Here is a 21,582-nt window from a genome sequence, read left to right on the forward strand (position 1 = left end):
ACCCTTTCGAAATTGAGTGGATTTCATTCATTAGGGCAAGCTAACTTCAAAAGTAAAACATTGAGGAGTGGAATTTTGAAGATTATCTTGCTTTCAATCATTACTGGATTTTTAGTAGGCTTTCTGTTTGCTGCATTAAAATTACCGATTCCAGCACCAAATGCTTTGCCAGGAATTATGGGGATTGTCGGCATTTACTTAGGGTTTAGAGCGTTTGTTGCATTAGCACCGATGATTGAATGGTTCACCAAATAAATTAAAATGCACCTAATCAATATAGTGTACCCTTATAGAAAAGACACTTTAGTGATTAGGTGACTACTTTATAATAAAGGCGATAGAAGGCGCGCGATGATTTCTTTGATCGTACGCAAGATGTTCGGTCTATTTATCTCTTCTAAGGACAATTGTGTGGAATCGTTTTGATCTTTCTCTATTACTTTGTTGATGATTTCAATCATTTCTTTGTCGTAAATAAAGCAATTGATTTCATCGTTAAGAAAAAAGCTGCGGCGATCAAAATTAGCTGTGCCAATATCTGTGACGACCTCATCAATTTTAATGACTTTTGCATGATAGAATCCATTTGTAAATTGATACACTGTCGCCCCATTTTTTAATAAAGGGCGTAAATAGCGATACGATGCTTCCTTTACAAGCACGTGGTCACTTTCTTTTGGTACGATGATTTCAAGCTTTATTCCTTTAGATAATGCGGTTAACAATGCATCTTGCATGTTTATGCTCGGTATAAAGTATGGGGTACCAATGATAATTTTATTTTTAGCTCTAGTGATTAGCTCTATAAATTTTTCTTCTAACCCAACCCCTTCAAACGCTTGTATATCATGTGACATGGCTCCAGATTTTAACGAAGGGTAGTACGCGCTATTTCGAGTTAAATCTGTTTTTGTTGCATGGTCCCAATCAAGGAGAAATATACTTTGAAGATCTTGTACCCCTTCGTGATAAAGCTTTAAATGATAATCTCTCCAAGGGGAAAGCTTAGGGTCTTGATTGACGTATTCCTTGCCGATATTAAAGCCACCCATATACCCAATCTCACCATCAATTACTGCAATTTTTCTGTGATTCCTAGTTTGTGTTCGATAAAGCAAATAAGGGAAGCCAAGCTTGCGACTATAAGCAAATTCAACACCATAGCTTTTTAACATTTTGATGGTATTTTTTTTTATTGTAAAGCTGCCAATCCAGTCAAGTAAAACCCTTACTTCTACACCATCTCTTGCCTTATGCGATAAGATACTTAAAAACTCTTTGCTTATTGCATCTTCCTCAACAATATAAAACTGAATATGAATATGCTGCTTTGCTTGCTTTAATTCTGCAAAAAGATCTTGGAACAGTTCGGGGCCTTTATCAAAAAAATGAAGCTCGCTTTTACGTTGTGGGAAGGCAGCAATTTCCGCATGCTTTTCTTTATGCTTTCTTCCAAAATAAAAATCAAGATATACTGCAAAGAACAGAATTGCTAGGAATAGAATGACGAGAATGAAGTACAAAAGAGATCGCTCCTAAAGTTGTTTTTATAAGTATCTCCAATTTTATGAAAAATTAATAGAAGAAACAACGTTATATAATGTTTGAATTTTTAAAAAATATATGGTTAGATGGTAGAAATAAGTTCTTTTCTAATCTATTTATTCATATAAGATAGTAGGCGGAAAAAACGGAAAATTACTAATAATCTATTGACTGAATGCTCATTCATTATATAATATGGTACTAAGAAAAATATTATTTCAGAAAATTTTATTGTTTTTAGAAATTTTCATGAAAAGCACTTGAACTAAAATAGGAAGGGAGCTTGAAGATGGGACCGTTATTATGGATTAACTTAATCGCTTTTCTTCTTGTAACCGCTTACGCTACTACCCTTTTTGTCTATTTAATTAGAACGCGCCTTGCGTACATCCGTCTTGGAAAAAAGGTTGAGTTTGATAGCAGTGTAAAAGAGCGATTATACAAAATTTGGGTTTATGTTTTCGGTCAGAAAAAATTATTAAAAGATAAGAAAAGTGGAATTATCCATGTGCTGTTATTCTATGGATTCTTACTCGTACAGTTTGGAGCAATAGATTTTATCATAAAAGGAATTGTTCCAGATACACACTTGCCACTTGGGCCATTGTATCCATTCTTTACATTCTTCCAAGAGATTGTAACTGTGACGATTCTATTTGCCATCATTTGGGCGTTCTATCGTCGTTATATTGAAAAACTAGTTCGACTAAAAAGAGATTTCAAAGCCGCGATCGTTCTAATTTTTATTGGGGGCTTAATGTTTACCGTATTACTAGGAAACGGGATGAGCTTAGTGTGGCATGGACATGAATTATCTTGGACAGAGCCAGTCGCATCATTGTTTGCCCTAGCATTAGGGTGGATGGGTGAAACAGCGACCATTGTTGTTTTTTATGTTGCATGGTGGATTCACTTATTGTTCTTGCTAGCATTCTTAGTGTATATTCCACAATCAAAGCATGCTCACTTAATTGCAGGACCAGCGAATGTTTACTACCACCGCCTTGACGCTCCGGCTAAGCTGAAGAAAATCGATTTTGAAGACGAGTCTCAAGAATCGTTCGGTGTAGGGAAAATTGAAGACTTTACACAGCATCAAATGATCGATTTTTATGCTTGTGTTGAGTGTGGACGTTGTACGAATATGTGTCCAGCAACTGGTACAGGAAAAATGCTCTCACCAATGGACTTAATTGTGAAGTTGCGTGACCATTTAACAAACCACGGAGCATCAGTTACTTCGATGCAGCCATGGGTGCCAACATTTGCTTTTTCTAATACTCAAGGGAATCAATTAGCTCTTGCAGGTGCTACTCAAGGTGCTGAAGAAGCGGCAGCATCATTGGCTTACAGCCCTAGTTTAATTGGGGATGTCATTACAGAAGAAGAAATCTGGGCGTGTACGACTTGCCGTAACTGTGAAGACCAATGCCCAGTAATGAATGAGCATGTTGATAAAATCATTGACCTTCGCCGTTATTTAGTTTTAACAGAAGGAAAAATGGATGCAGATGCTCAGCGTGCGATGACGAATATTGAGAGACAAGGAAATCCATGGGGTCTTAACCGAAAAGAACGTGAAGACTGGCGTGATGCACGTGAGGATGTTCATGTTCCAACGGTAAAAGAAATGAAAAAAGCAGGAGAAGAGTTCGAATATTTATTCTGGGTTGGTTCTATGGGGTCATATGATAACCGTAGCCAAAAGATTGCTCTTTCATTTGCAAAACTTCTAAATGAAGCCGGCGTTAAGTTTGCGATTCTTGGGAATAAAGAGAAGAACTCTGGCGATACGCCTCGCCGACTTGGAAATGAGTTTTTGTTCCAAGAGCTCGCATCAAAAAATGTTGAAGAATTCGAGAAAAATGAAGTGAAGAAAATCGTCACGATAGATCCTCATGCTTATAATATTTTCAAGAATGAGTATCCAGATTTCGGTCTTGAAGCACAAGTGTATCACCATACTGAAGTCTTGGCTGAGCTTGTAAAAGAAGGGAAGCTACGCCCACAATTTGAAGTTCAGGAAACGATTACTTTCCATGATTCATGTTATTTAGGTCGATACAATGAAGTGTACGATCCACCACGTGAAATCTTAAAATCAATCAAAGGTGTAACCCTTGTTGAGATGGAGAGAAGCCGTGACAATGGTATGTGCTGTGGAGCTGGCGGAGGATTAATGTGGATGGAAGAAGAAACAGGCCACCGTGTCAATGTTTCACGTACAGAGCAAGCGTTAGCTGTCAATCCTTCTGTCATCAGTTCAGGATGTCCTTATTGCTTAACGATGATATCGGATGGAACGAAAGCAAAAGAAGTTGAAGATCAGGTACAAACATATGATGTTGCAGAAATCTTAGAAAAAGCTGTTGTTGGCACAACGGAATCACTGGCCTCTTAAAAATGAAATCTCAATTAGTGGAGAGGCGTTTATGTGACCACTGATTAAAAGTTGTATCCGTGTTTTTAGAAAATGAGAAGCAAGAGTTGAAAGCTTTAAGGGTATTCATAAGAGAATTATTTTATGAATTTTTAGTAAAGTGTTTCAATTCTTGCTTTTTTTCATGTAAAATAAGGGAATAAAGCGCTTACATTTTAAATGTGTATAGAGGATAACAAGAACGAAACACCGATTAGGATACTCTACCGAACGAGCGTTCAGTCGATAATGAATCTGAAATTCTCAGAAAGGAAGTGGAATCATGACAAAAAAGACAGTCATATTAGCTGGAGCAAGAACACCATTTGGTAAATTCTCAGGAGGATTAAGTGGGTTTACAGCTTCTGATTTAGGAGGAATTGCTGTAAAAGAAGCATTAGATAGAGCTAAGGTTGATCTTGAAGAAGTAGATGAAGTGATTCTAGGAACAGTTTTGCAGGCAGGGCAAGGCCAAATCCCTTCTAGACAAGCAGCAAGTAAAGCTGGACTTTCTTGGGAGGTAAAAACAGAAACGATTAATAAAGTTTGTGCTTCAGGAATGAGGAGTGTCACAATCGCAGATCAAATCATCCGAGCAGGAGATGAGGAAGTAATTGTTGCGGGTGGTATGGAATCGATGAGTCAAGCACCTTATGCATTGCCTAAGGCGCGCACAGGCTTCCGTATGGGCGATGCGAAAGTCGTCGATTTAATGGTCCATGATGGGTTAAGCTGTAGCTTTACAGGTGTTCATATGGGTACATATGGAAATAGCACCGCTGAAGAGTTGAACCTAAGCCGTGAGGAACAAGATCAATGGGCATATAGAAGTCATGTAAAAGCGATCGAAGCAATCGAAGCAGGAAAATTTGCTGAAGAGATCATAGCAGTAGAAGTGCAACAAAGAAGGGGAGAGGTGCTCATCGTGTCTAATGATGAGTCACCAAGAAAAGATACTACGATTGAGAAGCTTGCAAAATTAGGTTCAGCATTCGGAGCAGGTGGCACGATTACAGCAGGGAATGCACCGGGCGTCAACGATGGAGCTTGTGCGCTTGTATTGATGAGTGAGGAAAGAGCGAAGCAGGAGGGAAAGGAAATCGGGGCATATATTTTAGGTCATACTGAGATTGCTGTTGCGCCAAAGGACTTCCCACAAACACCTGGAATTGTTATCAATGAATTATTAAAAAGGACAAATAAAACAGTAGAGGACATCGATTTGTTTGAAATTAATGAAGCCTTTTCTGCTGTCGCGTTAGCGAGTAAACAGATTGCTCAGTTGGATGAAAGCAAGGTAAATGTGAACGGTGGAGCAGTTGCCTTAGGGCATCCGATTGGAGCTAGTGGAGCTAGAATTATTTTAACGTTAATGCATGAGTTAAAACGTAGAGGTGGCGGGATTGGAATTGCTGCGATTTGCAGTGGTGGTGGTCAAGGGGATGCGATCATGATTGAAGTGCCAAAGCAATAATGAGATCAAGAGGAGGAACAAGACATGGCAATTGAAAAAGTAATGGTTGTTGGAGCAGGACAAATGGGCGGTGGCATTGCTCAAGTGTGTGCTCAAGCAGGTTATCAAGTTGTATTGAATGATTTAAAAGATGAATATTTGCAAAAAGGGATAGGAATCATTAAGAAAAACCTAGAGCGTCAAGTTGAAAAAGCGAGAATGACAGCTGAAGAGATGGAGACAATTCTTGAAAGAATTACACCATCAACTGCGTTATCAGATGCAGCAACGGTCGATCTTGTCATTGAAGCTGCTGTAGAAAACATGGAAGTAAAGGCGAAGGTTTTTAAGCAATTGGATGAAATCACTCCTTCTCATGTTATTTTGGCAAGCAATACATCTTCATTACCAATTACAGAAATTGCTGCTGCGACGAATCGTCCTGAAAAAGTAATTGGCATGCATTTCATGAATCCAGTACCTGTTATGAAACTAGTAGAAATTATACGAGGGTTGGCGACAGCTGATGAGGTGTATCAAGCTATTGAAAATATGACCGAACGGTTGAAAAAGGTACCTGTTGAAGTCAATGATTTTCCTGGTTTTGTTTCAAACCGTATCTTAATGCCAATGATCAATGAAGCAATCTATACACTATATGAAGGTGTAGCGACGAAAGAGGCAATTGATGAGGTCATGAAGCTTGGCATGAACCACCCAATGGGACCACTTACATTAGCTGATTTTATTGGCTTAGATACTTGTCTATATATTATGGAAACATTGCATGAAGGGTTCGGGGATGACAAGTACCGCCCATGCCCACTGTTAAGAAAATATGTGAAGGCTGGATGGTTGGGTAAGAAAACGGGCAGAGGATTTTACGAGTACGCATAAGGCAGACAGCAGGGGGAAGAGACATGAATTTACACTTTACAGAAGAACAAGAAATGATGCGGAAGATGGTAAGAGACTTTGCCAAAACGGAAGTTGCACCATTTATAGAAAGAATGGAAAAAGGCGAGTTTCCTAGAGAAGTTATAAAGAAAATGGGTGAACTTGGATTGATGGGGGTTCCAATCCCTAGTAAATATGGTGGCTCTGATATGGACTTCACGTCATATATCATTGCGATTCATGAATTATCAAAGGTAAGTGCAACGATAGGTGTCATTCTTTCTGTTCATACGTCAGTAGGAACGAATCCAATTCTTTATTTCGGAACTGAAGAGCAAAAATTAAAATACGTTCCGAAGCTTGCTTCAGGTGAATACTTAGGGGCATTTTGCTTAACAGAGCCAAGTGCAGGGTCCGATGCGGCTAGCCTTAAGTCAAAAGCAATAAAAGATGGAGACTATTATGTTTTGAACGGTTCGAAGGTGTTCATTACAAATGGTGGTGAAGCAGACGTTTATATCGTATTTGCACAAACTCAACCGGAATTAGGAAGTAAAGGGATTTCTGCCTTCATCGTCGAAAAAGATACTCCAGGTTTTATTGTCGGAAAAGATGAGCATAAAATGGGGCTGCACGGTTCAAGGACGGTTCAAATAAGCTTCGAAGATATGAAAGTACACGCTGATAATCTATTAGGTAAAGAAGGAGAAGGCTTAAAGATTGCTCTTGGCAACCTAGATGTTGGGCGCATTGGTATCGCATCACAAGCATTAGGCATAGCAGAAGCAGCCTTCGAGGCAGCAGCAGCTTATGCAACGGACCGTTATCAATTTGGGAAACCGATCGCTGCACAACAAGGAATCGGCTTTAAATTGGCAGATATGGCAACTTCGATTGAAGCTGCAAAACTACTAATCTATCGTGCTGCGAACTTGCGTCAGAACGGTGATAAATGTGGGAAAGAAGCTTCAATGGCAAAGCTCTTTGCGTCAAAAACTGCGGTTGACGTGACAACAGAAGCGATTCAAGTATTCGGCGGATATGGATATACAGAGGACTACCCAGTAGAACGGTACTTCAGAGATGCAAAAATTACAGAAATCTATGAAGGCACAAGTGAAATTCAACGACTCGTCATTAGTAAGCAAATATAAAGAAAAGCGAGGATGGAACGATGAACTTTCGATTAACAGAAGAACATGAAATGATTAGAAAGATGGTTCGAGATTTTGCGAAAAATGAAGTGGCTCCTACGGCTGCTGAGCGCGATGAAGAGGAGCGATTTGATCGTGAAATCTTTGATAAAATGGCTGAGCTTGGCTTAACAGGAATTCCATGGCCAGAAGAGTATGGTGGAATTGGTAGCGACTACTTAGCGTATTGTATTGCTGTTGAAGAACTATCAAGAGTATGTGCGTCAACTGGAGTCACATTATCTGCTCATACCTCACTTGCAGGTTGGCCAATCTACACTTTTGGTTCAGAGGAACATAAGCAAAAGTACTTAAAGCCAATGGCACAAGGAGAAAAAATTGGTGCTTACGGTTTAACAGAGCCAGGAAGTGGTTCTGATGCGGGTGGAATGAGAACGACAGCTGTTTTACAGGATGATCATTATGTATTAAACGGATCAAAAATCTTTATTACAAACGGTGGCATTGCAGACATTTATGTTGTGTTCGCATTAACGAGCCCAGAAGATAAACAACGAGGAACAACAGCATTTATAGTTGAATCTGACTTTGAAGGCTTTTCAGTCGGGAAAAAAGAAAAGAAACTAGGCATTCGTTCTTCACCTACAACAGAAATCATTTTCGAAGATTGCAAAGTGCCGGTTGAGAATGTGCTTGGAAAAGTTGGTGAAGGATTTAAGATTGCCATGATGACACTTGATGGTGGCCGTAATGGAATTGCTGCTCAAGCGGTAGGAATCGCACAAGGTGCACTCGATGCTGCATCAGAGTATGCGAAGGAGCGTCATCAATTTGGCAAGCCGATTGCAGCGCAGCAAGGAATTGGCTTTAAATTAGCTGATATGGCAACAGGTGTGGAAGCATCTCGTCTATTAACTTATCAAGCTGCATGGCTGGAATCAGAGGGATTACCATATGGAAAAGAGTCTGCGATGTCGAAACTTTTTGCTGGGGACACAGCAATGAAAGTAACAACAGAAGCTGTTCAAGTCTTTGGGGGATACGGTTATACGAAGGATTATCCAGTAGAGCGATATATGAGAGACGCGAAAATAACTCAAATCTATGAAGGTACACAAGAAATTCAGCGACTTGTTATTTCACGAATGGTTACAAAATAATACATCATTCAATTAATTGTAGGAGAGTTAAGCTCTCCTACAATTGGTTGTCTATTGAAGGTGGTTGGAATGAAGAGATGAGCAAGAGAGAGGTAAAAGCATCTGTTAAGGATGAAAAGCTTGTGAAGAAAAGACGGGACGAAATGATTAAAGGCGCTGTCACTCTTTTTATCCAAAAAGGATTCCACCGAACGACAACGAGAGAGATTGCAAGAGCAGCAGGTTTTAGTATCGGTACATTATATGAATATATACGAACAAAAGAGGATGTCCTTTATTTAGTATGTGACAGCATTTATGATCAAGTAAGTGAAAGATTGCAGGAAGGGTTAGACACGAAAAAAGGCACATTAGAAAGTTTAACACAAGGGATTGCTGATTATTTTAAAGTTGTTGATGAAATGCAGGATGAAGTACTTGTCATGTATCAAGAGGTAAAATCTCTATCGAAAGACGCACTTCCCTATGTATTAAAAAAGGAAATAGAAATGGTAGGCATGTTCGAATACGTCATCCAGCAATGTGTCGAAAATGGTGAATTAACATTATCGGAGGAAGAAGTGAAAATGATCTCTCACAATATTTTTGTGCAAGGGCAGATGTGGGCATTTCGTAGGTGGTCTCTCCATAAGATGTATACAATCGATGAATATATACAATTGCAAACAGAATTGCTTTTACAAGGCATTAAAGGAGAAGGACGAATTGTTTATTCTGAAAATTGAGATGTTTTAGAATTATCCATTAGAGGAGGAGCAAAATGACAGAAATCTATAAGCCAAAAAACCACATTCGCTTTGTAACAGCTTCAAGTTTATTCGATGGCCATGATGCTTCAATCAATATTATGCGCAGAATCTTGCAATCAAGCGGAGCAGAAGTTATTCACCTTGGTCATAATCGTTCTGTAGAGGAAGTTGTAACTGCTGCCATTCAGGAAGATGTACAGGGAATTGCTATTTCCTCTTATCAAGGTGGGCATGTAGAGTATTTTAAATATATGCATGATTTACTTCAAGAAAAAAACGCGCCGCATATTCGGATATATGGTGGAGGTGGAGGTGTCATCATTCCAAAGGAGATTAAGGAACTCCATGAATATGGCATTGCTCGCATTTTTTCACCAGAGGATGGCAGAGTGAATGGTCTCCAAGGCATGATCAATAGAATGCTAAAGGAATGTGATTTTCCTACTTTTTCTGAGAATACAAAAGCACAACTTGACCTTTTACCAACAGGTGATATTAACGCGATAGCCCGTTTGATTACTGTTGCTGAGCATCATGTAAATACAACCGCAGAAGTGAGTGCATCCATTGAATCAGTCCTTGATCAAGTGAAGGCGTTAGAGCAAAATGTACCTGTGCTTGGGATTACGGGAACAGGAGGTGCAGGAAAAAGCTCATTAACAGACGAATTGATTCGCAGATTTATCCATGAGATTCCAGAGAAGCGAGTGGCGGTTTTATCTGTAGATCCAACTAAGCAGAAAACGGGTGGTGCTTTACTAGGGGATCGAATTCGAATGAATGCGATTTTTAATAGAAGAGTTTATATGCGTAGTTTAGCAACTAGACGGTCAAGAAGCGAGCTTTCGTTAGCAATACAAGATGCTATCTCAGTTGTAAAAGCAGCTGGATTTGATTTAATTGTTGTTGAAACAAGCGGAATTGGCCAAGGTGATGCAGGAATCACCGATATTTGTGACGCATCAATGTATGTGATGACAAGTGAGTTCGGGGCACCTTCGCAGTTAGAAAAAATAGACATGATTGATTATGCTGACCTGATTGTCATTAACAAGTATGAACGTAAAGGCTCTGAAGATGCAAAACGCCAAGTCCAAAAGCAATACCAGAGGAGCAGAATGTTATTTGAGAAAGAGCTTGACGAAATGCCTGTGTTTGGAACAATAGCAAGTCAATTTAATGATCCAGGTACAAATGCTGTATTTGCTGCACTAATCGAATTATTAAATGAGAGAACTCGCCATACATGGATCACCCGCTTTTCCAAGGACGAGGTGGTCAAAAAACAAAACGTTATTATCCCCAACGATCAGCGCTATTACCTAAGGGAAGTATCTGAAGCTGTTCGCTCCTATCATAAAAAGGCAGAAGACCAAGCAAATCTAGCCCGTAAAATATTTCAATTAGAGGGTGCAATCGAAGCGTTAAAAGAAGTTGAGAATGGAAACCCTGCTTTGGACACTTTGGAGCGATTAAAAGCAAATACAGAAGAGAAGCTTACGGTTGAATCTAGAAAAATCATGACTGATTGGCCACAACTTGTGCAGAAATATAGTGGAGATCAGTACGTAACTCGTATTCGTGATAAAGAAATTGTAACCGCTTTAAAAACGACAAGTCTCTCGGGGTTAGCGATTCCGAAAGTGGCTCTACCGAAGTATAAGGACTATGGAGAGATTATCCGTTGGGTATATCGTGAAAATGTACCAGGTTCTTTTCCATACACGGCTGGAGTATTTCCATTTAAGCGTGAGGGTGAAGATCCAAAACGTCAATTTGCTGGAGAGGGAACTCCTGAAAGAACAAATCGGAGATTTCACTATTTATCAAAGGATGATACAGCTAAGCGCTTGAGTACAGCATTTGACTCCGTTACTTTATATGGGGAGGATCCTGATTATCGACCTGATATATATGGGAAAGTCGGAGAAAGCGGAGTAAATATATGTACATTGGAGGATATGAAGACATTATATAAAGGCTTTGACTTATGTCATCCAACGACATCTGTTTCAATGACGATCAATGGCCCAGCACCAATCATTTTAGCGATGTTTATGAATACAGCAATTCAGCAGCAACTTGAGGTTAAACAAAATGAGCTCGGAAGAGAGCTGACGAATGAAGAAGTTAGAAGTGTGAGCGCGTACACATTACAGACAGTACGAGGCACCGTTCAAGCGGACATTTTAAAAGAGGATCAAGGGCAAAATACTTGTATCTTCTCAACCGAATTTGCGCTGCGAATGATGGGAGACATTCAACAATATTTTATCGATCAAAAGGTGCGCAACTACTACTCTGTATCGATTTCTGGCTACCATATCGCAGAAGCAGGAGCCAATCCTATTTCCCAGTTAGCCTTTACATTATCGAATGGTTTTACGTATGTAGAGTATTATTTAAGTAGAGGTATGAATATTGATGACTTTGCACCTAATCTCTCTTTCTTCTTTTCAAATGGTTTAGATCCAGAATATACAGTGCTCGGAAGGGTAGCAAGAAGGATTTGGGCCACAGTAATGCGAGATAAATACGGTGCCAATGAGCGAAGCCAAAAGCTCAAATACCATGTTCAAACATCAGGCCGTTCACTCCACGCTCAGGAGATTGACTTTAATGACATAAGGACAACATTGCAAGCGCTTATGGCGTTGCAGGATAATTGTAATTCACTTCATACAAATGCTTATGACGAGGCGATTACAACTCCTACGGAAGAATCCGTGCGACGAGCAATGGCAATTCAAATGATCATTACGAAGGAGCATGGCTTATCAAAAAATGAAAATCCACTGCAAGGTGCATTTATTATTGATGAGCTTACGGATTTGGTAGAGGAAGAGGTGTTACGTGAATTTGAACGCATCGATGATCGCGGTGGTGTACTTGGCGCAATGGAAACACAGTACCAACGAGGGAAAATTCAAGATGAATCAATGTATTATGAAATGAAAAAACATACAGGTGAATTACCTATCATCGGTGTAAACACGTATTTAAACCCGAATCCCCCATCAGAGGATGACTTAGATAACATGGAGCTGGCACGTGCGACAAAAGAGGAAAAAGAATTGCAGATATCAAACCTTCGTAAATTTCATGAGGTTAATAAAGAAAAAAGTGATGTAGCGCTGCAAAAATTAAAAGAAACAGCTGTAACAAATGGAAACATCTTTGCGGAATTAATGGAAACTGTAAAGTATGCCAGCTTAGGGCAGATCACTACAGCACTCTATGAAGTGGGCGGACAATACCGAAGAAATATGTAACCTTTACACATAAGCCAATGGAGAAATAAAGACCGTCCTCCATTGGCTTCATTTTGTAAAAGGATTATGAATGGATTAATATTTCTAAAATGAATAAATGCATGCTATTTATTCACAACTTAAGTGATATCAGGTACATTATAAGTGTGACTATTGTCAGAGAAAAAAACGGTTGTTCATTCATCCGTTTTCAAATGTACATCGGATATGGGGAAGTGAGGGTTTGAAAAAGGTTTTACTCGTTTTATGGATTCCTTTGTTTTTTGTGCTTTCATATTTTTTGTATCAGTTCCAACTTGGGGCGATTCCTTTTTTTCTGTTAGCTGTAGTCTTCATTATTATGTTTTTAAAACTATTTAAATGACCTCTTTCTTTAATAAGAAATTTACACAATTAATATTCAATAAGCATGCAGCAAGCAATCAGTGATAGAAAAAAGTGGGATTTGTAGAGATATTGGTAGCATAAAGCCGAATAAATTGTTTATAATGAAGAATATGTGTGAAAAATGAAGTTGTTCATTTTATAATGAAATCATTCTATTATAAACAGTAAAATCGATTGGATCGGTACATAGGGAAAGGAAGTGCTTTTGTTGTTAAAAGAATACTCAAAAGAGCAATTACAAGAAATGTCATTGATTGAAGTGGCATATGAATTATTAAAGGCGAAAAAGGAGCCGGCACCTTTTCATGTAATCATGGAAGAAGTGAAGAGTTTATTAGATTTATCTGATGAAGAAGTAAAAACGAGAATCGCTCAGTTTTACACAGATATTAATATTGATGGGCGCTTCATTGGGCTAGGAGACAACCGTTGGGGTCTACGTACATGGTACCCTGTAGATCAGTATGAAGAAGAGATCGTAACAGTGATCAAGCCAAAGAAGAAAAAGACGAAGAGATCAGAAGAAGATATGGATGACTTCGAAGAACTAGATGAAGAGGATTTAGAATTCGATGATCTAGATGATTACGAAGACGATGACTTAGACGAGGACGATGAAGATCTTCTAGAAGATGATGAAGATGTCGAAGACTTTGAAGAGGACGACGACGAGATCATTGACGACCTTGATGACGAGGAACTTGATGATGAAGATGAGGACCTAGACGAGGACGATGAAGAGAATTTATAACCTTGACATTTAGGTAGAACGAATGTAGAATCTTTTTTGGGCTCCTTAAAAAAGGAACGGATTAAATGATAAGAAATTAGCGCTCCCTTACTTATGTAAAGTAAGTGGGGCGTTTTTGTTTTTTCTGCAAGCAAAATTGAGCAATCGTTTGCATTTAAAACACCATCATTCCATTACTATGCTTCTTATTTCTTACTATATCTTTATTTTTTGGTTCATCATATGATCGATGTAATTGAAAAAATACACTAGTCATTCTAGGACAAATTGCACAAACTATCTTTCAAGGAGGAATTGACATGACAAAGTATATTTTTGTAACGGGCGGCGTAGTATCGTCATTAGGTAAGGGGATTGTCGCGGCTTCACTTGGTCGTTTACTAAAAAACAGAGGATTAACGGTGACAATCCAAAAATTCGACCCGTACATTAATGTTGACCCTGGTACGATGAGTCCATATCAACATGGGGAAGTATACGTTACTGGTGATGGAGCGGAAACGGATTTAGACTTAGGTCATTATGAGCGTTTTGTTGATATCAACTTAACGAAATATAGCAGTGTAACTACTGGAAAAATTTACTCAACGGTTTTGAAAAAAGAGCGTCGAGGAGATTACAACGGTGGAACAGTTCAAGTTATTCCACATGTTACGAACGAAATTAAAGACAAAGTATTTCGTGCTGGACACGAGACGAACTCAGATGTTGTCATTACCGAAATCGGAGGTACGGTAGGAGATATTGAATCACTTCCATTCCTTGAAGCAATTCGTCAAATCAAGAGCGATGTAGGTCGTGACAATGTGATGTACATTCATTGTACGCTAGTTCCATATATTAAAGCTGCTGGAGAAATGAAAACGAAACCGACTCAACATAGTGTGAAAGAGCTTAGAAGTTTAGGTATTCAGCCAAATGTTGTTGTTGTTCGTACTGAAATGCCAATTTCTCAAGAAATGAAAGATAAACTAGCATTATTCTGTGATATTGATAAAGAAGCTGTTATTGAGTGTCGCGATGCGGATACTTTATATACGATCCCATTAGCACTGCAAGATCAAGGTTTAGATCGAATTGTTTGTGATCATATGAATCTTAATTGCAAAGAAGCAGATATGACAGAATGGAAGCAGTTAGTAGATCAAGTATTAAATCTTACAAAGAAAACGAAAATCGCTCTCGTTGGTAAGTATGTTGAACTTCAAGATGCTTATATTTCAGTTGTTGAAGCATTAAAACATGCAGGTTATGCACATGATGCAGATGTTGAAGTTAAATGGATTAATGCAGAGAATGTAACAAAAGAAAACGTGAGCGCTTTACTAGAAGAAGTTGATGGTGTTCTAGTTCCAGGTGGATTTGGTGATCGAGGGATCGAAGGGAAAATTGAAGCAATTCGCTATGCACGTGAAAACAAAAAGCCTTTCTTAGGAATTTGCTTAGGCATGCAGCTAGCTTCAATTGAATTCGCTCGACATGTCGTTGGATTAGAGGGTGCGAACTCAGCTGAAATTCAGCCGGAAACGCCACATCCAATTATCGACTTATTACCAGAACAAAAAGACATCGAGGACCTAGGCGGTACACTTCGTTTAGGATTACAACCATGTAAGCTTGAAGAAGGAACCGTTGCATATCAAGCGTATAAAGATGAAGTGGTTTATGAGCGTCATCGTCATCGTTATGAGTTCAACAATCACTACCGTCAAGATATGGAAAAGGCAGGTTTTGTTTTCTCTGGAACAAGTCCAGATGGTCGCTTAGTTGAAATCATTGAATTAAAAGATCATCCTTGGTTTGTTGCATCGCAATTCCACCCAGAGTTTATCTCAAGACCAACGCGTCCACAACCATTGTTCCGTGATTTTGTTGGTGCTTCGGTATTACAAGGGGAATAAGAAATTAGTTGTTATAATATAATGGAAAGCTCCTAATTCTATTAGAGAATTAGGAGCTTTAAACTGTAACTTATTGATAATCAGTAAGAATTTCATCAATTGTGAACTTAATTCCATGATAGACAAATAGCGCCGCCATACCTGAAGGGTAGCCGTAGCGATTACCAAGGTCATCAGGTAGCAATCCTTTCTTCATCCCAAGGTCGATGTGGATATCAGCTAACTGAGCGATATCAAAGTCATCTTTTGCGTCAGAGGCACTTATTGTAACAAAAGGAATATACTTGTCTGCTAAATGGTGTGCTAATTCATAAGCTTTTTCATCAGTTTGACTTCTAATGATGATCAAAAAACGATCAGCTGAAGTGATGGAGCTTTTATCTGAATGATCGTTCCACTCATAAGCGTTATCTAGAGGCTCATGTCCAAATATTGCTTCATTCGTTACTGCTTTCATTTCTTCTGTTGCATATAAATAAATTTTACCTGCTCCAGCAGTGGCCTGTGCAAGCAAGCGTGCGCTATCTTCTATTTCTATACTAGCATTTGATTGAATGCGCGTGAAAAGTCCAGTTAATTGGGTTGAAAACATTTTTAACATCATGCATTCCTCCTTAAGCTTAAGGGTAATCTTTTATCAATGTGGAGCTACTGTCATATTTCGGTTCTGATCATAAAGAATGATGAATTGAACACAATGTATATTATCATATTTATTGAAGACAAGGAACTTATGATTCCTTATCAACATTTGTCTAAGTGAAAACATAGGACCCGGCCACTTTTTCTTTTAAGTGAATGCAGGAATTAACAGTGACAGTAGAGAACATACAGTGTATATATTGCCAAATATAAGCATTCGGATAAAAGTAAAAAATCCACTGTGAAGAGGTGCTATAAATGAAGGGGAAAATACTTATTGTTGATGATCAATTTGGAATCCGGATTTTGTTAAATGAGGTATTGCAAAAGGAAGGGTATGAAACGTATCAAGCAGCAAATGGTGTACAGGCTTTAGAGATTGTTGATAAGCATATACCAGATTTAGTCCTTCTTGATATGAAAATACCTGGAATGGATGGAATTGAAATTTTAAAACGAATGCGCGTAAATCATAAAGATATTTGTGTCATTATTATGACTGCTTACGGAGAACTAGACATGATTCAAGAAGCTAAGGACTTGGGAGCACTCACTCATTTTGCAAAGCCTTTTGATATTGATGACATTCGTGCAGCAGTGAAAAAGTATATACCTGTACCAAAATAAGGAATGGATTATCTGTATGTCTGTGATATGCGGGCTCCTTGCGCTTTCCTTATTTATTTTGGTATGATACAGATGAATTCTAATGGTCAAGATAGACAGATCATTACATATACAATTTTGTAAAAGTTTTCGAGAGATAGAATGCTGATCATCTTAAGGAGGAAACCATTATGCCTTTAGTATCAATGACTGATATGCTCATCAAAGGAAAAGCAGAAGGTTATGCAATAGGTCAATTTAACTTAAATAATTTGGAGTTTACTCAGGCGATTCTTCAAGCTGCTGAAGAGGAGAAATCACCTGTAATTTTGGGTGTATCTGAAGGTGCTGGCCGCTATATGGGTGGCTTTAAAACTGTAGTGAAAATGGTAGAAGGTTTGCTAGAAGATTATAAGATCACTGTACCAGTTGCTATTCACTTAGACCACGGCTCTAGCTATGAGAAATGTGTAGAGGCAATTGAAGCTGGCTTCACATCTGTTATGATTGATGCTTCACATGACCCTTTTGAAACGAATGTAGAAGTAACTACAAAGGTAGTGGAATATGCTCATGCAAAAGGTGTATCAGTAGAAGCTGAATTAGGAACAGTTGGTGGACAAGAAGATGACGTGATTGCAGACGGAGTCATTTATGCGGATGCAAAAGAATGTGACGAGCTTGTAAAGCGCACTGGAATTGATTGTCTAGCTCCAGCGTTAGGATCTGTTCATGGTCCTTATAAAGGGGAACCAAATCTTGGATTTGCTGAGATGGAGGAGATTGGCCAACTAGCAAATGTTCCTCTAGTCTTACATGGTGGAACGGGTATTCCAACGAAAGATATTCAAAAAGCCATTTCTTTAGGAACGGCTAAAATAAATGTAAATACAGAGAATCAAATCGCTTCTACTAAGAAGATTCGTGAAGTACTTGCTGCAGATACAGAAGTATACGATCCACGAAAGTTTTTAGGACCGGCTAGAGAAGCAATTAAAGAAACAGTCATTGGCAAAATGCGCGAATTCGGTTCATCTGGTAAAGCGTAAAAAGTTTGAGCCGCCACAAGTTGGCGGTTCACTTATGTATAAAACCACATTAGGAGGGAAAAGCATCATGAAATTTTTCATTGATACAGCTAATTTAGAAGAAATTAAGGAAGCACATGCATTAGGTCTTTTATCTGGGGTAACGACAAACCCATCCCTAGTTGCAAAAGAGAAGAATGTGTCATTCCCAGATCGCCTGCGTGAAATCACGGAGCTTGTTGACGGGTCAGTAAGTGCAGAGGTCATTGCATTAGATGCAGAAGGCATGATCAAAGAGGGGAAGGAACTTGCTGCAATTGCTCCTAATATCACGATAAAAGTCCCAATGACGCCAGACGGCTTAAAAGCTGTACATGCTTTTTCGAAGGAAGGCATAAAAACGAATGTCACACTAATATTTAGTGCGAACCAAGCGTTGCTGGCTGCTAGAGCAGGAGCAACTTATGTTTCTCCATTCTTAGGCCGCTTAGATGATATCGGACATAACGGCATGGATTTAATTGCAACAATTGCTGATATCTTTGCAATTCATGAGATCGATTCAGAAATCATTGCCGCATCTATTAGACATCCACAGCATGTCACTGATGCAGCATTGCACGGTGCGCATATTGCGACTGTTCCGCTGAAAGTTATTAACCAATTGTTCAATCATCCGTTAACAGATAAAGGAATCGAAGCGTTTTTAGCGGATTGGAATAATCGCGGTTAACCTCCATATTTGTTAACTTTAGCATCATAGAGTGTCATCACTCTATGATGTCTCTTTAACCCATCCCCTAAAAGTTGTACTTTTCTAAACATAACGATTTTTTCAATTTTGGTATATGAACTAGGAAGATTCGTATAAACTAAAATACGAAAAGGTCTATCTTTAGTCGCTATTCATTTTGAGCTATACGATGTAAGATGGTACGTAATTGTAAGACATATGTTAACATAGAGTCATGGAATAAAGACGGCGAGAAGGGAGATCACAATGGAAAAGCTAATGATTGCAGGTGGAGATTCTTTAACGGGTACTGTTCGGGTTAGTGGAGCAAAAAATAGCGCAGTAGCCTTAATACCTGCTACAATTCTTGCAGAATCGCCTGTAACAATCGAAGGATTACCAGACATTTCTGACGTTCAGATTTTGAAAGGGTTGCTTGAGGAAATCGGAGGAACCGTGTCATTTGATGATCAAAATATGACGGTTGATCCATCCAATATGATTTCGATGCCCCTGCCAAATGGAAAAGTAAAGCTATTAAGAGCTTCCTATTATTTAATGGGGGCAATGCTCGGTCGATTTAAGAAAGCAGTGATTGGTTTGCCTGGTGGCTGTCATCTAGGACCGAGGCCAATTGATCAACATATAAAAGGTTTTGAAGCACTTGGAGCTGAGGTTACGAATGAACAAGGTGCGATTTATTTGCGTGCAGAGGAACTACGTGGTGCACGAATCTATTTAGACGTAGTCAGCGTTGGAGCAACGATTAATATTATGCTTGCAGCCGTTCGTGCTAAAGGAAGAACGATTATTGAAAATGCCGCAAAAGAACCTGAAATTATTGATGTTGCGACTCTATTAACAAATATGGGTGCAAAAATCAAAGGAGCAGGGACGGATGTAATTCGCATTGATGGTGTTGACGAACTTCATGGTTGTCAGCATACAATTATTCCTGATCGAATTGAAGCAGGAACATATATGATTCTTGCAGCAGCAGTAGGAAAAGGAATTGTTATAGACAATGTTATTCCTCATCATATGGAATCATTGACAGCTAAGTTAAGAGAAATGGGTGTTCAAATAGAGGCACAAGATGAGCAAATCTTTGTCGGCAGTGCAGATAAAATGAAAGCTGTAGACATTAAGACTCTCGTATATCCTGGCTTTCCAACCGATTTACAACAGCCATTCACTTCTTTATTAACAAGAGCTGAGGGTACTAGTATGGTAACAGATACTATATATGGTGCTAGATTTAAACATATCGATGAACTGCGACGCATGAATGCAAACATTAAAGTAGAAGGTCGCTCTGCAATTGTGAACGGTCCAGTACTTTTGCAAGGAGCAAAGGTAAAAGCGAGTGACCTACGTGCAGGAGCAGCTCTTGTTATTGCAGGTCTAATGGCTGATGGGGTTACAGAAGTTACAGGTTTAGAGCATATTGATCGCGGCTACAGCCATTTAGTAGAAAAGCTCGAAGGATTAGGAGCGACAATATGGCGTGAAAAACTCTCGCCGGCTGAAGTTGAGCAAATGAAAAATGCTTAAGTAATCGTGGGGATAGAACGATAAATGAGAGCGATTTACGCTTTTTGGAATATAGGGAGGATTATTCAATGGAAAGAAGTTTGTCAATGGAATTGGTGCGTGTTACAGAAGGAGCAGCTTTAGCGTCAGCACGCTGGATGGGACGCGGAATGAAGGATGAAGCAGATGGAGCTGCAACTAGTGCAATGAGAGACATCTTTGACACAATCCCTATGAAGGGAACGGTTGTCATTGGTGAAGGTGAAATGGATGAAGCACCAATGCTATACATTGGTGAAAAGCTAGGTACCGGATATGGACCACGTGTTGACGTAGCTGTAGATCCAGTTGAAGGGACAAGCATCGTTGCATCTGGTGGGTGGAATGCATTAGCTGTACTAGCCATTGCTGACCATGGAAATCTTCTTCATGCTCCGGATATGTACATGGATAAAATCGCGGTTGGACCAGAAGCTGTTGGGAAAATCGATATCAATGCAAGCGTCATTGACAATCTAAAAGCTGTTGCAAAAGCAAAAAACAAAGAAATTGAAGATGTAGTAGCGACTGTACTTGATCGTCCACGTCATGATCACATCATTAAACAGCTTCGTGAAGCAGGAGCAAGAATTAAGCTGATTAATGAAGGTGATGTAGCAGCTGCTATTAATACAGCATTTGATCACACAGGTGTTGATATTCTGTTCGGATCAGGTGGAGCTCCAGAAGGAGTTCTAGCTGCTGTAGCCTTGAAGTGTTTAGGCGGTGAGATCCAAGGAAAGTTGATGCCTCAAAATGATGCAGAGCTTGAAAGATGCAAAAAAATGGGACTAGATGTAAATAAGGTACTATTAATGGAAGACCTTGTGAAGGGTGATGATGCCATTTTTGCAGCAACAGGGGTTACAGATGGAGAATTATTAAGAGGGGTTCAGTTTAAGGGCTCTTATGGATCAACACATTCCATTGTAATGCGTGCAAAATCTGGTACTGTTCGCTTTGTTGAAGGGCGCCATAGCTTTAAGAAAAAGCCAAATTTAGTCATTAAATAAACTGTTTTCATTTGACTACAACAAGCCAAAATAGGCTTGTTGTAGTCAAATATTGGCATAATTTTAAAGTCATTTAAAATTCCAGTTGATTAATTTTTCATAAGAAGGGTAAAATAGTAATTGTTTTACGAAAGTAATCCTCAAAAGTTATATCGAATGTACAGCCCTCAAAATGCTTCTTATCTTCATTGAATTGGATGCTATACCAAATGATTCGCATAGAAAATAGATATCGTATTGAAAGATGTTCTTCTTATTCGTAAAGTTCTTCTCAAACTTCGGAAGTCCCCAAGGAACGAA

Annotated in this window: 17 protein-coding genes; 15 read left to right on the plus strand and 2 right to left on the minus strand. The window is 39.0% G+C overall.

Going from position 1 to position 21,582, the window contains the following annotated elements:
• The first annotated feature begins 75 nt into the window (after positions 1 to 75).
• Positions 76 to 255 (plus strand): XapX domain-containing protein, encoded by a 180-nt coding sequence (locus AC6F34_RS07780; protein WP_500770721.1) that lies wholly within the window; start codon positions 76 to 78, stop codon positions 253 to 255.
• A gap of 68 nt (positions 256 to 323) precedes the next feature.
• Here AC6F34_RS07780 and cls read toward each other — a convergent pair whose 3' ends face one another.
• Positions 324 to 1,523, minus strand: coding sequence for a cardiolipin synthase (gene cls / locus AC6F34_RS07785; RefSeq protein ID WP_500770723.1), 1,200 nt, complete (start codon positions 1,521 to 1,523; stop codon positions 324 to 326).
• A 311-nt stretch (positions 1,524 to 1,834) separates the two neighbouring features.
• Here cls and AC6F34_RS07790 point away from each other — a divergent pair, with 311 nt between their 5' ends.
• The 9 genes from AC6F34_RS07790 to pyrG all read left to right on the plus strand — a co-directional run bounded on the left by AC6F34_RS07790 (position 1,835) and on the right by pyrG (position 15,688).
• Positions 1,835 to 3,946: a heterodisulfide reductase-related iron-sulfur binding cluster gene (locus AC6F34_RS07790; RefSeq protein ID WP_500770725.1), complete on the plus strand. Its 2,112-nt coding sequence runs from the start codon at positions 1,835 to 1,837 to the stop codon at positions 3,944 to 3,946.
• Between the two features lie 301 nt (positions 3,947 to 4,247).
• Entirely contained in the window at positions 4,248 to 5,438 is a 1,191-nt protein-coding gene (locus tag AC6F34_RS07795; RefSeq protein WP_500770727.1) for an acetyl-CoA C-acetyltransferase, read from the plus strand.
• Positions 5,439 to 5,462: 24 nt separating this feature from the next.
• Positions 5,463 to 6,314, plus strand: coding sequence for a 3-hydroxybutyryl-CoA dehydrogenase (locus AC6F34_RS07800; protein WP_500770729.1), 852 nt, complete (start codon positions 5,463 to 5,465; stop codon positions 6,312 to 6,314).
• Positions 6,315 to 6,337: 23 nt separating this feature from the next.
• Positions 6,338 to 7,468, plus strand: coding sequence for an acyl-CoA dehydrogenase (locus tag AC6F34_RS07805; RefSeq protein WP_500770731.1), 1,131 nt, complete (start codon positions 6,338 to 6,340; stop codon positions 7,466 to 7,468).
• A 20-nt stretch (positions 7,469 to 7,488) separates the two neighbouring features.
• Positions 7,489 to 8,628 carry an acyl-CoA dehydrogenase gene (locus AC6F34_RS07810; RefSeq protein ID WP_500770733.1) on the plus strand — a complete coding sequence of 380 codons (1,140 nt, stop codon included), beginning with the start codon at positions 7,489 to 7,491 and terminating at the stop codon, positions 8,626 to 8,628.
• Between the two features lie 77 nt (positions 8,629 to 8,705).
• A complete protein-coding gene (locus tag AC6F34_RS07815; RefSeq protein ID WP_500770735.1) occupies positions 8,706 to 9,353 on the plus strand; it encodes a TetR/AcrR family transcriptional regulator in 648 nt (215 codons plus the stop codon).
• A 35-nt stretch (positions 9,354 to 9,388) separates the two neighbouring features.
• Positions 9,389 to 12,649, plus strand: a complete 3,261-nt coding sequence (icmF, locus tag AC6F34_RS07820; RefSeq protein ID WP_500770737.1) for a fused isobutyryl-CoA mutase/GTPase IcmF — start codon at positions 9,389 to 9,391, stop codon at positions 12,647 to 12,649.
• 592 nt (positions 12,650 to 13,241) lie between these two features.
• Positions 13,242 to 13,787: a DNA-directed RNA polymerase subunit delta gene (gene rpoE, locus AC6F34_RS07825; protein ID WP_500770739.1), complete on the plus strand. Its 546-nt coding sequence runs from the start codon at positions 13,242 to 13,244 to the stop codon at positions 13,785 to 13,787.
• Positions 13,788 to 14,086: 299 nt separating this feature from the next.
• The gene (gene pyrG, locus AC6F34_RS07830; protein ID WP_500770741.1) at positions 14,087 to 15,688 is read left to right on the plus strand and encodes a CTP synthase; all 1,602 of its coding nucleotides are present in this window, start codon (positions 14,087 to 14,089) and stop codon (positions 15,686 to 15,688) included.
• 70 nt (positions 15,689 to 15,758) lie between these two features.
• Here pyrG and AC6F34_RS07835 read toward each other — a convergent pair whose 3' ends face one another.
• A complete protein-coding gene (locus AC6F34_RS07835) occupies positions 15,759 to 16,289 on the minus strand; it encodes a DUF2529 family protein (RefSeq protein ID WP_500770743.1) in 531 nt (176 codons plus the stop codon).
• Between the two features lie 299 nt (positions 16,290 to 16,588).
• Here AC6F34_RS07835 and AC6F34_RS07840 point away from each other — a divergent pair, with 299 nt between their 5' ends.
• The 5 genes from AC6F34_RS07840 (at position 16,589) to glpX (ending at position 21,282) form a co-directional block, all read left to right on the plus strand.
• Positions 16,589 to 16,957: a response regulator gene (locus AC6F34_RS07840; protein ID WP_500770744.1), complete on the plus strand. Its 369-nt coding sequence runs from the start codon at positions 16,589 to 16,591 to the stop codon at positions 16,955 to 16,957.
• Positions 16,958 to 17,127: 170 nt separating this feature from the next.
• Positions 17,128 to 17,985, plus strand: a complete 858-nt coding sequence (locus AC6F34_RS07845) for a class II fructose-bisphosphate aldolase (protein ID WP_500770746.1) — start codon at positions 17,128 to 17,130, stop codon at positions 17,983 to 17,985.
• A 67-nt stretch (positions 17,986 to 18,052) separates the two neighbouring features.
• Complete coding sequence (gene fsa, locus AC6F34_RS07850; RefSeq protein WP_500770748.1) at positions 18,053 to 18,697, plus strand: fructose-6-phosphate aldolase; 645 nt, start codon at positions 18,053 to 18,055, stop codon at positions 18,695 to 18,697.
• Between the two features lie 267 nt (positions 18,698 to 18,964).
• Entirely contained in the window at positions 18,965 to 20,251 is a 1,287-nt protein-coding gene (gene murA / locus AC6F34_RS07855) for a UDP-N-acetylglucosamine 1-carboxyvinyltransferase (RefSeq protein WP_500770750.1), read from the plus strand.
• Positions 20,252 to 20,319: 68 nt separating this feature from the next.
• Positions 20,320 to 21,282, plus strand: coding sequence for a class II fructose-bisphosphatase (gene glpX, locus AC6F34_RS07860; protein ID WP_500770752.1), 963 nt, complete (start codon positions 20,320 to 20,322; stop codon positions 21,280 to 21,282).
• The last annotated feature ends 300 nt before the right edge of the window (positions 21,283 to 21,582 follow it).

Source organism: Niallia sp. CD-39 (assembly GCF_059874745.1).